At 71.1% G+C, this 9,798-nt stretch carries 17 protein-coding genes; 16 read left to right on the plus strand and 1 reads right to left on the minus strand.

The window, feature by feature from the left end; translation table 11 throughout:
- Positions 1–55: 55 nt before the first annotated feature.
- The 16 genes from ACFY16_RS33080 (at position 56) to cutA (ending at position 8,406) form a co-directional block, all read left to right on the plus strand.
- The gene (locus tag ACFY16_RS33080; protein ID WP_390650900.1) at positions 56–769 is read left to right on the plus strand and encodes a DUF6907 domain-containing protein; all 714 of its coding nucleotides are present in this window, start codon (positions 56–58) and stop codon (positions 767–769) included.
- Complete coding sequence (locus ACFY16_RS33085; protein WP_390650901.1) at positions 762–1,271, plus strand: hypothetical protein; 510 nt, start codon at positions 762–764, stop codon at positions 1,269–1,271. Before ACFY16_RS33080 ends, ACFY16_RS33085 begins: the two co-directional genes overlap by 8 nt.
- Positions 1,268–1,639, plus strand: a complete 372-nt coding sequence (locus tag ACFY16_RS33090; protein ID WP_390650902.1) for a DUF6907 domain-containing protein — start codon at positions 1,268–1,270, stop codon at positions 1,637–1,639. Before ACFY16_RS33085 ends, ACFY16_RS33090 begins: the two co-directional genes overlap by 4 nt.
- Positions 1,636–1,845 carry a hypothetical protein gene (locus ACFY16_RS33095; protein ID WP_390650903.1) on the plus strand — a complete coding sequence of 70 codons (210 nt, stop codon included), beginning with the start codon at positions 1,636–1,638 and terminating at the stop codon, positions 1,843–1,845. Before ACFY16_RS33090 ends, ACFY16_RS33095 begins: the two co-directional genes overlap by 4 nt.
- Positions 1,842–2,975: a hypothetical protein gene (locus ACFY16_RS33100; protein WP_390650904.1), complete on the plus strand. Its 1,134-nt coding sequence runs from the start codon at positions 1,842–1,844 to the stop codon at positions 2,973–2,975. The genes ACFY16_RS33095 and ACFY16_RS33100 overlap by 4 nt, the downstream gene beginning before the upstream one ends.
- Complete coding sequence (locus ACFY16_RS33105) at positions 2,975–3,148, plus strand: hypothetical protein (RefSeq protein WP_390650905.1); 174 nt, start codon at positions 2,975–2,977, stop codon at positions 3,146–3,148. The genes ACFY16_RS33100 and ACFY16_RS33105 overlap by 1 nt, the downstream gene beginning before the upstream one ends.
- On the plus strand, positions 3,145–3,549 hold the full coding sequence (locus ACFY16_RS33110; protein WP_390650906.1) for a hypothetical protein: 405 nt from the start codon (positions 3,145–3,147) through the stop codon (positions 3,547–3,549). Before ACFY16_RS33105 ends, ACFY16_RS33110 begins: the two co-directional genes overlap by 4 nt.
- A gap of 19 nt (positions 3,550–3,568) precedes the next feature.
- A complete protein-coding gene (locus ACFY16_RS33115; protein ID WP_390650907.1) occupies positions 3,569–3,754 on the plus strand; it encodes a hypothetical protein in 186 nt (61 codons plus the stop codon).
- A gap of 88 nt (positions 3,755–3,842) precedes the next feature.
- A complete protein-coding gene (locus tag ACFY16_RS33120; protein WP_390650908.1) occupies positions 3,843–4,073 on the plus strand; it encodes a hypothetical protein in 231 nt (76 codons plus the stop codon).
- Between the two features lie 28 nt (positions 4,074–4,101).
- Positions 4,102–4,242: a hypothetical protein gene (locus ACFY16_RS33125; protein WP_390650909.1), complete on the plus strand. Its 141-nt coding sequence runs from the start codon at positions 4,102–4,104 to the stop codon at positions 4,240–4,242.
- Positions 4,242–4,427 carry a hypothetical protein gene (locus ACFY16_RS33130; RefSeq protein ID WP_390650910.1) on the plus strand — a complete coding sequence of 62 codons (186 nt, stop codon included), beginning with the start codon at positions 4,242–4,244 and terminating at the stop codon, positions 4,425–4,427. Before ACFY16_RS33125 ends, ACFY16_RS33130 begins: the two co-directional genes overlap by 1 nt.
- A gap of 88 nt (positions 4,428–4,515) precedes the next feature.
- Positions 4,516–6,642: a cell division protein FtsK gene (locus ACFY16_RS33135; protein ID WP_390650911.1), complete on the plus strand. Its 2,127-nt coding sequence runs from the start codon at positions 4,516–4,518 to the stop codon at positions 6,640–6,642.
- Between the two features lie 193 nt (positions 6,643–6,835).
- A complete protein-coding gene (locus tag ACFY16_RS33140; protein ID WP_390650912.1) occupies positions 6,836–7,459 on the plus strand; it encodes a DUF5753 domain-containing protein in 624 nt (207 codons plus the stop codon).
- Positions 7,432–7,620: a DUF397 domain-containing protein gene (locus ACFY16_RS33145; protein ID WP_390650913.1), complete on the plus strand. Its 189-nt coding sequence runs from the start codon at positions 7,432–7,434 to the stop codon at positions 7,618–7,620. The genes ACFY16_RS33140 and ACFY16_RS33145 overlap by 28 nt, the downstream gene beginning before the upstream one ends.
- On the plus strand, positions 7,621–8,010 hold the full coding sequence (locus ACFY16_RS33150; RefSeq protein ID WP_390650914.1) for an NUDIX hydrolase: 390 nt from the start codon (positions 7,621–7,623) through the stop codon (positions 8,008–8,010). It begins immediately after the preceding gene.
- Between the two features lie 75 nt (positions 8,011–8,085).
- Positions 8,086–8,406 carry a divalent-cation tolerance protein CutA gene (gene cutA, locus ACFY16_RS33155; RefSeq protein WP_390650915.1) on the plus strand — a complete coding sequence of 107 codons (321 nt, stop codon included), beginning with the start codon at positions 8,086–8,088 and terminating at the stop codon, positions 8,404–8,406.
- Here cutA and ACFY16_RS33160 read toward each other — a convergent pair.
- Positions 8,403–9,686, minus strand: coding sequence for a helix-turn-helix domain-containing protein (locus tag ACFY16_RS33160; RefSeq protein WP_390650916.1), 1,284 nt, complete (start codon positions 9,684–9,686; stop codon positions 8,403–8,405). The genes cutA and ACFY16_RS33160 overlap by 4 nt on opposite strands.
- Between the last annotated feature and the right edge of the window lie 112 nt (positions 9,687–9,798).

Here is a 9,798-nt window from a genome sequence, read left to right on the forward strand (position 1 = left end):
CTGCGAACACCCGCCGGGGCCTGTGGCCGAACCCCTTCGAGCAGGGAGAACGACCATGCAGGACACCGTACAGACCACCCCGGCCACCGAGCAGGCGTCGGCCGTCGAGCCGCGCACGATCACGTACCCGCTGAAGACGGGCGGCAGCCTCACTTCGACCTGCCCCAGCTGGTGCACCGCGGACCACTCGGACGACGTCGCCCGCGGCATCGACCCGGCCGACCTGTCGCACCAGGGCGACGTCGTCGGCCTCGACTACACCGTCGACGGGCTCGAGCAGAGCGTCCTGCAGGGGCGGATCGTGCAGTGGCCGTTCGACGCGGACGACGGCAGGCCCTACGTCGAGCTCGTGCCCGAGGGCCGCACCGGCGCCGGCGTCATCCTGTCCAGCCCGCTGGAGCTGTCCGAGGAGATCCGTCGGGTGCGCGGTCACCTGCGGGCCCTCGAGGAGCTGGCCGACCAGCTTGGCGAGGCGCAGGCCACCGACCACGCGGCCAACACCCGCGGCGACCTGACGCCGTGGGTGTCGCTGACGCGCACCGACCTGTTGTCCATGCCGGTCGCGTACCTGCTGAAGGCGTTCGGCGTGACCGTCGTCGAGACGGAAGACACGGGCCGTCAGGCCCTGGTCGCCCTGCACGGGGACCCGGGCGCGATGGAGCTGCGGGTCAAGCCGGACGTTCCGCAGCACCTGCGGGAGGACGAGACCCGCCGCCGCTTCCTCGACTGGTACGACGCCCCGGCCCGCAGCGGTGGTCGTCGTGGCTGAGGCGAACATCCGGCAGCCCCTCTATGGGGCTGCCGCCCGCCGCGTGCGGGATGAGCTGCGCGAGCCGAGCGACCTCGAGGTCGCGATCCGCGTCGCGCAGCAGCTGCTCGACAGCGACAAGGTGCTCTCGCTCCAGGAATCCCTGCGCCTGCTGCTGCGCGCCCTCGGTGCCGAGCCGGACGCTTCCGTACCGGCGAACGAAAGCGTCGACCGCTGCCCGGCCGCTCACCCCGAGGACCCCACCCCGTGCGGTGGCCCGGTCGTCGTCACCGTCCTCGACGCCCAGAACGCCGGCGCGAACGGCTGCGAGCACCACGGCGCCCGCCTCCTCGCCTCCCTGGAAGGCGCACGCGTCTACGGCCTGCCGGACGCCCCCGCGGGTACCGCGATCCGCGTCTTCAAGGCCGCCGCCGACACCCGCCCGTTCGCCTGGGTCGACGGCCCGCGCACCCGCCCGGAGACGCTCAGTCGTGCGGAGAACCGCGGAGGTGGGGAGCTGTGAACGATCCCCGCACAGTGACGATCCGCACCCAGGATCACGGCGACGTGACGATCCCTGAGCCGTCCTGGTGCCTGGGTGACCACCCGACCGAGGGCTACCGCGAGGACATCGAGCACGCGGGCGAGCCCGTCCGCCTGGTCGTCGACACGGCCTGTCACGGCGAGATCGAAGTGCTGTCGGTGGCGCTGTTCCAGCGGCCGTTCAGCACGCATGGTCCGACGCAGCCGATGGCGGTTGCCGAGCTGGACGACTGGCACGAGTTCGACGCCGCCAAGCTGGCGGGTTTCGCCGACACGCTCACGTCGTTCGCGGCCGGTCCCCTGCACGCCGTCGTCGAGCGCCTCCGACTCCTGGAGGGCTCGCCGTGAAGAAGAAGTGGCCGGTCCCGAGGCCGACGGAGAACGCGGCCCTGCGCGCGATCGACCGCGCCCGGCGGCCCGCCCGTCGCCAAGTCCCGCACGTTCCCGCCCTGATGGCCGCTCTGGTCGACGCCGTCGCCCAGCAGGACCGCGAGGGCATCTGCCTGGCTTCGCACCGCGTGGTGCGAGCCGCCGCCCCGGAGGTGGGCCGATGAACAGCACCAGAGAACTCGCCAAGGGGCAGGTCGCCGTGCTCGCGTCCGCAGCCGTCGCGATGGCTGTCGTGGGCGGCTTCGGCGCCTGGGGTACGTACACCAACGCCGTCGCCGCATTCCACCGGCAGGCGACCGCGGCCGGCGTGGTCGCGGCGGGCGAGGGCCTCACCCTGATCCTGGCCCTGATCATGCTCGGGCGGACGATGCTCGGGCAGTCCTCCCCGGCCGTGGTGCGGGGCGGCATGTGGCTCGCTCCCATGTCGGCCAGCTGCATCGGCGTGACGATCGCCAGCGACGTTCGTGAGGCCGCGGTGTACGCGGTCACCCCGCTGGCCATGTCCGGCGCCGCCGAAGGCCTCGGGTTCATCGCCCGCAGCATCGTCGTCTACACGACCGGTGTGGACGCCGAGGTGATGCGCCGCAACGCCGACGTCGCCCGGCAGTTGGCGTTCAACCGTGCCGTCGCCGACGGACACCCGGACAAGCGCAAGAAGAAGTGGGCCGTGCGCCGGTACTGGCGGCTCGCCCGCCACGTGGGTGTCGGCGACACCGAGCTCGGCGCCGGCCTGGTCGACGTGCAGCGTGTACGCGTCCGTGAGGGGGCTGATGCGGCTCTCGCATCCATGTACGGCGCAGCGCCCGCGGCCTCCGTGGGGCAGCAGCCCACGCAGCCCCGAACGGCTTCCGCGACGGAGGTGCTCCGCGCCCGGTTCGCCGACATGGACCCGGCCGACGCGATCCGGCTTGCAGCTGATGCGCGACCTGATGCGCCCCCGGCCGAACTCGCCCACATGCTCGCCACTTACGGGGTTGCCGTGGACGCTGTCGCGGTCGCCCTGGTCCTCGGCCAGCAGCCTGCGGAGTACACCGTCGACCGCCCTGATGCGCGGGCGCATCAACAGGTCAGCGGCCGTGTCGGCGAGTTGGAGCCGGTCACGTTGGAAGCCGCGGTGGTCGAGGCCGCATCAGCTCTTGGCCCGGATGCGAAACCGCGGGACATCGTCGAGCACGTCGAGCGTCACCGCCGCCTGGTCGTGACCGAGCCCTACGTCCGCACGGCCCTCTCCCGGGCCGCGAAGAAGACCGATCCGGAGATCCCGGCCAAGCCCATGGAAGGCGGATACGCGTGATGCGCTGGCTGATCCTCGGCGCCCTGCTTGGGCTGCTGCTCCTGTACCCGTCGCTGCTCACCGTCGTGGCCGCCATCGTCGCGGCGCTGCTGTCGAAGCCCGTCGTCGTCGCGTTCGGTCTCGGCCTGGCCGTCCGGCTGCACCTGCCCCGCGTCCGGCGGTGGACGCGATGACCGAGCCCAACCTGCCTGAGGCGTACCGCAGCTACGCCGAGCCGGCCGCGCACCACCGGCCGCCGAACGTCCTCTACGACGGCCAGGGGCGGCCCGTGCACTTCACGATCGGGCAGCCCCCGCCGCCGGTCGTCGTGCAGGCCCCGGTCCAGCAGGGCATGGACCCCGCTCTGCAACGGCTGATCATCGTCACGTTCCTGATCCTGGCCGTGGTCGTCGTCTGCACGGCCGCCGTGTGCGCGGTCGTCGTCCTGGTCGGCGGCACGCTCATCGGGATCATCGGCACCGTCTCCGCGAATCTCCCGATGATCGGCGCCTCTCTGGCGGGCGTGATCCTTGCCGTCGGTTGGGCCGCATCCAAGATCCGGCCCGCTGCCAAGCCCACCAAAAAGCGTCGCTGACCTGGAAGGACTATCCGCCATGAGTGTTCGCAGCAGGGCCGCCCGTGAACGGCAGACCCGTATCGCCCGGATCGCCCGCCAGATGCGCCGGCAGCACGGCCAGGTGCGCTACGACGAGGTCACGCGCCTCGCGGTGTGCGCCGGCATGAAGACCAGTCACGACGAGGTGCGTTCGGTCATGGCCCGTCTCCGTCTGCACCGCTGACCTGCCCTTCCGTCCGACAGAGCTTCTCGAGGGAGCTCTGTCGGAGCGGTGGGGCCGGACAGCCCGGCCCGCAGGAGAGGAGCCCGTCATGGGCCTGTTCAGCCCGAAGTGCCCGAAGTCCGACACCCCCGGCGCCACCGGTACTCCCGCCCCGCGCCAGCCCCGCTCCAATCGCCAGCAGAGGCAGGCTCAGGCCGCTCGCGCCTCACTGGCCCAGGCCCGACAGGACGCCGAGCGCGCCAGCAAGGAACGCGACGCCCGCTTCTGGTCCGACTACGAGCGCCGCAACGGCAAGGGCTCCGTCGACTGGTCCGGCTGACCCGCAACACGACCAGGAGGACCCCCACATGAAGGCCCACAGCACCTACGTCGTCCCCAAGTCCCGCGGCTACGTCTACCGCTGCTCATGCGGCGCCGAGGGCTACGTGTCCTCCTCGGCGATCGCCAAGCAGGCCGGCCGCGACCACGAGAAGAAGAGGAACAAGTGATGGCCGCTACCAACCAGGACCCGCACAGCGTCGGCGAGCTCCTCCGCGTCGTCGCCCTCGGCGCCCGCATCACCCGCCGCCAGGCCAAGGGCAAGCCCACCAAGCGGCTGGAGAACCGCGTGGACGCCATCCGCGACAAGGCGCAGGCCCGCGAAGACGCCCGCACCAAGGGCCGCAGCAAGTAGGTACGCCACGGGGCGGCCGTACCCGGCACAGGTACATCCGGCCGCCCCGTGTCCCTCGTCACCCATCGAGCAACCAGGAGAGACCAGCATGACCGAGACCGCCCCGGAGCGTGTAAACGGGCACGTCAAACCGCAGGTGTCGCTGCTCAAGTTCGCCCCCGAAGCCGCCCCGGCCGCGGCCGTCGAGGAGCCGAGCAAGGAGCTTTCGGCGCCGCAGCGCAGGGTCCGCATCGACTCGCTGCGCCGAGTCGTTGTCGAGACCCGCACCAACCCGGCCTACCGGTTCACCGTCCGGCACGGCTCCTACCTGTGGGGCGGCACCCGCATCCTCGCCAAGCGGGCCTGGGACGGACGCACGGCGGCCCGCTACGAGCGGATGATGCGCATCGCCGAGGCCGGCGGGAACGAGGAACTGATCAGGGAGTGGGAGCAGCGCCGCCACGCCTACCGGCAGGACCGGCACAAGCGGCGCATGGAGCTGCTGCAGATGGCCCTCACCGCCCCCAAGGCCCTGTTCTCCGCGGCCGTCGCAGGCACAGGCCTGCTGCTTGTCCTCGGCATCATCCTGGCCTGGAACAGCCACGACGTGCACGACGTCCTCACCCCGCTCAACGCTGCTGTCCAGTTCATCGGCTGGGTGGCGTTCATCGCCTCCGTGATCTGGGACCCGCTGCTGTACTCGCTGCCCTGGCTGGCCCTGGCCGGCGTCTGGGCGGTCGGCCGCAACCAGCGCACCGCCCCCACCTGGGCGCTGCCCGTCGACGGCGACGAGCGCGACGTCGTGCCTGATGAGAACGCCATCATGCGAGCCCTCGGCAACCTGGGCATCCCGCCGCTGAACAAGGCACTCAAGGAAGGCTGGAAGGCCCGTTGGGTACAGCCGTCGACCCGCTCCGGTAACGGGTGGCACGCTCAGCTGCAGCTCCCCGAGGGCGTACCCGTTGAGATGATCGCCGACAAAAAGCAGATCCTCGCCCACAACCTGATGCGCAAGCCGATCGAGGTGTGGCCGACCGAGCCGCGCGACCAGGCCGGCGTGCTGGACCTGTGGGTCGCCGACCCCGGTGTCCTCACCAAACCGGTACCGCCGTGGCCACTGCTCACCGAGGGGACCACCGACTTCTTCCGGGGCGTGCCCGTCGCGCTCAACGCCCGAGGCGAGCAGGTCATAGGCCGCCTGATGGCCGCGAATTACCTGATCGCCGGAATCATGGGCAGCGGCAAGAGCAGCCTGGTGGTGTCCCTGCTGCTCGGCGCGATGCTCGACCCGCTGGTCGAGATCGACGTGCACGTACTCGCGTACAACAGCGACTACGACCCGATGCGGCCCCGCCTGCGGAGCCTGGTCAAGGGCGACGACGACGAGCACGTGGTTGCGGCTATGGACACACTGCGCGCCCTGGCCGGTGAGGTGTCCCGCCGGGGGCAGGAACTGGAACGCCTCGGCACGGACACCAAGGTCACTCGCGAGATGGCGGAACGCGACCCGTCCATGCGGCCGCGGATCGTCGTGTTCGACGAGGTGCACGAGCTGTTCGGGCACCCGGACCACGGCAAGGAAGCCAAGGAACTGGCGCTGAAGGTCACCAAGAAGGCCAGGAAAACGGCCATCATGCTGCTGTGGATCACCCCGGATGCAGATGCGGCGAGCCTGCCGCGCGGGATCTCCAAGACCGTGTCCCACCGGGTCGCGTTCGCGATCAACGACCACCAGGGCAACGACGCGATCCTCGGCACCGGCATGCACAAGAACGGATACTCGGCGACAACCCTCGTCGCAGGTGAAGACGTCGGCACCGCCATGGCCGCAGGCTTCGGGAAGACTCCCGGGCTGATCCGCTCCTACTACGTGCGGAAAGAGGCAGGCATCGACGAGGTGACGCCGGTCGTCGAGCGAGCCATGGGCCTGTACGACGGCACCGGGCCCGTGGACGCGCCCGCGTTCGAGGTGGCCGACCCGCTCGCCGACATCCTCACCGTCCTCGGCCAGACCGCCAGGATGCGCACGCAGGACGTCATCCACGGCCTCGCCAACCTCAACCCCGTCGAGTACGGCGGCTGGTCGTTCCGGGACCTGCGGCGCGTCCTCGACGACTGCGGGCACGGCGAGTACAAGACCGGCGGCGGCGTCATGCACGTCAGCCGGCAGCGCATCGTCGACGCCATCGCCGACCGCGAAGCGGACGCCCAGGACGACGCCGAAGACGAGTTCTGACCGGAGGGAGGCGGCGGGAACGGGGGGGGAGTTCTCCCTACCCGCCTCCCCACCCTGCCTCCCTGTACTTGACCTGCATATATGCCCAATCAGGGAGGCGAGGGAGGCAGCCTCGAGCGCGGCACCGAACCCCGGAATCAGCCGCCTTTGGGTCCCCTTCCGCGCCTCCCTCCCTGTCGTTCGAAAGGACATCGTGACCACCATCTTCGACTCGCCGGCGGAGACGCTTGGCGAGCACATCGAACGGCTCGCCGCCGTCGAGGCCGAGGCCGACACCGTGAATGTGTGGCAGCCCCTGTTCGTCCCTGGACTGCTGCAGAGCTTCGCCTACGCCGCCGCGGCCATCCACGCCACCACACCGGCCCTGCCGCTCGAGGAGGTCAGTGCGCGCGCCGAGGCGCGCCGCCACCGCATCGACCGCCTCGGCCGGCCCGGCGCCCGCAGTATCCGCGTCGTCGTCGACGAGAGCGCCCTGCATCGCCCTGTGGGCGGCTACGCGACGCTCGTCGACCAGTTGGAGCACCTGCTCGCCCTCACGGCGCTACAGCCGTCGCTGACCGTACAGGTGCTGCCACAGGGCCTTGAGGCTCACCCCGGACTGGCCGGTGCCTTCACGCTGTACCGGACGGCAGGGCAGCGGGCGGCGTTCGTCGAGGCGTTGACGTCTTCCGAGATCACCACCCGCCCCGAGGACGTTGCCGCTTACAGTTCCGCATGGGAGCGGCTGCACGGCCTGGCACTGGCGCCGCGGGAGTCGCTGGATCTCATCGACGGAGTGAGGGAGACCCTGTGTCGCAGGCTGAAGACGCCGCGCTGATCTGGAAGACGTCGACGTACACCGACAGCGGCTCCTGCGTCGAGTGGGCGCGCCCCGCCTCGGGCGCCCTGATCCGGGACACCAAGTGCCGGGAGCGCGCCCGCGTACCGGTCTCGGCGCCCGCCTGGCAGGCGTTCATCGACTGGACAGCTGAGCGGTAGATGAGCGAGGGGCCACTCGTCGTCATGGCCGTCATCGTGGATGGCGGCCGGCTGCTGATGATCCGCCGCAGCGTCGCCGAGGGAGACCTCGTCTGGGCGCTGCCCGGCGGCAAGGTCGAGGACGGCGAGCCCGTCGGGCAGACGGCCGTGCGGGAGACGCTGGAAGAGACCGGGCTGACCGTTCAGGCCGTCGAGGAACTCGGGGAGCGTGTGCATCCCGACACGGGCCGGCTCATCGCCTACGTGGCGTGCACGATCCTCGCGGGCACCGCGCACGCGGCATCGCCGCGCGAGGTCTCGGCAGTTGCCTGGGTCGCGGCCGATGAGATCCCGCAGTACGTTCCGCGCGGACTGTTCCCTCCCGTGCAGGCCTACCTCGACCGCTCCTAGCCAAGGGCTCCCTGCACGGTCACCACGGCCGAGCAGGGGGCCCTTTCGTATGTCTGGGGCCGGTAACCTCGCGCCATGGCTGACTATCTGACCGTCTCCACCGCCACCGAGACCCGCGAACAGGCCGTCGCACTCGCCCAGTCCGCCGTCCACAACCGGCTCGCCGCAGGCGCGCAGATCGTCGGACCGGTGACGTCCGTGTTCTGGCACGCCGGAGAGTTCGGCACGAGCGAGGAATACCAGCTGCTCCTCAAGACCACCGGCGCTCGGTACCCAGCACTGGAAGCCCACCTGATCGAGCATCACCCGTGGGACAACCCCGAGGTGTGCGCCACCGAAATCATCCGGGGCGCGGCTGCCTGCCTGGAATGGATCGACCGCTCGACCACCGACTAGGCCGTCCGCTCGACCAGTTCGGCCACTGCTGGCACCGTGCCGTACTCAACGGCCAGGGCGGACACCACCTGTTCGATACGCCGACGGGGCCGCGCGGAAGCCACCCCGTCGGCCAGCTCCACGGCCCGCACAGCGACTCTCGCGGCCTCCTCAACCTCCCCGGCCGTCGAGTACGCCTCGGCCAGCCACGTCGAATACAGGGCCTTGTCCCGGGCGTGCGCGTCGTCGAACTGGTCGAGGCCGCGCACCAGGAGTGGCACGGCGCGCAGGGGTCGGCGCAGCGCCGTCCAGCACCGGCCGGCCATGATGTCCAACTCCACCTGATCCACCCATGCCGACCAGTCCGGTTGAGGGTCGCCGGCGTCGTCTGCGCCGAGGGCAGCGCGCGCTTCCGTGAGGGCCTCGTCCGTGCCGGTCACGTCCTCGGCGGCGGCCCGCGCCCACGCACACCGCTCCCACAGCAGCGCGCGCACGGTGGCCGGGGTGTCCTCGGTGATCGCCTCGCACGAGTAGGACGCTATGGCTGCGGCCGCGCGTGGGTCGGCGCTCACCTCCTGGTACGCCAGATAGGCCAGCGCGTTTCGGGCGAGGTCCCCGGCGCCCGCCTCCTCGGCAGCAGACCGGCTCTCCCGGTACAGAGTCGTCGCGTCCCGTTCCCGGCCGCCGTCGAATGCCGCCCATCCGGCTTGCTGCGCCTGCTCGGCGGCCAGCGCCAGGAGTTCCCGGCCGACGCTTTCGCCGTAGGTACCGTTCCGCAGGACGCCCTTCGTCGCCTGATACTCGGACGCGTACACCCGCCATGTGTCGCCGCCGCCGAGGATGTCGTCGAGGCGCCGCAGCCGGGCCGTGCGCTCCCGCAGTTGGGCCACGGCGCGCGTTCCGACCCGTCCCGGGGCAGAGGGCGAGAGGACGCCCGGCAGGGTCGCAGCGAGGCCTACAGCGCCCGCGGTGAGGACGTCCCGGCGGCGAACGGCCACGGTGTCGACGGCCGTCTCCCACGGGCGGGGTGCCAGCCCGACCATGGAGCCTGGGATCCGGAGGGCGTCCGCGATGACGGCGATCTTGTCGTAGCTCTCGACACGGCCCCGGCCGCGGGCGAGCGCGCCGACCCGCTCCGGCTTGATGCCGCACTCGGCGGCCAGCCGCTGGTAGCTGATGCCCGTCTCTTCACGGGCGAGCCGGAAGACGGTCCCGAAGTCGTGGGCGCGCAGGGCCTCGCGCATCTGGGGAAGGTCGAGGACGGCGGGCGGCAGCGCGGTGGGCGGCTGAATCACCGTCATATCGTCCCCCATCCCCGGCGGCCGCGCCCCGTCTGTGGCCCTACCCATCATGGGGATACCCGTCGGTGGGATGGCAGCCGTGGTGCAGAAGCGAATCGTGGTCGAAAACCCC

This window comes from Streptomyces sp. NPDC001315 (genome assembly GCF_042896175.1).
Lineage (GTDB): Bacteria > Actinomycetota > Actinomycetes > Streptomycetales > Streptomycetaceae > Streptomyces.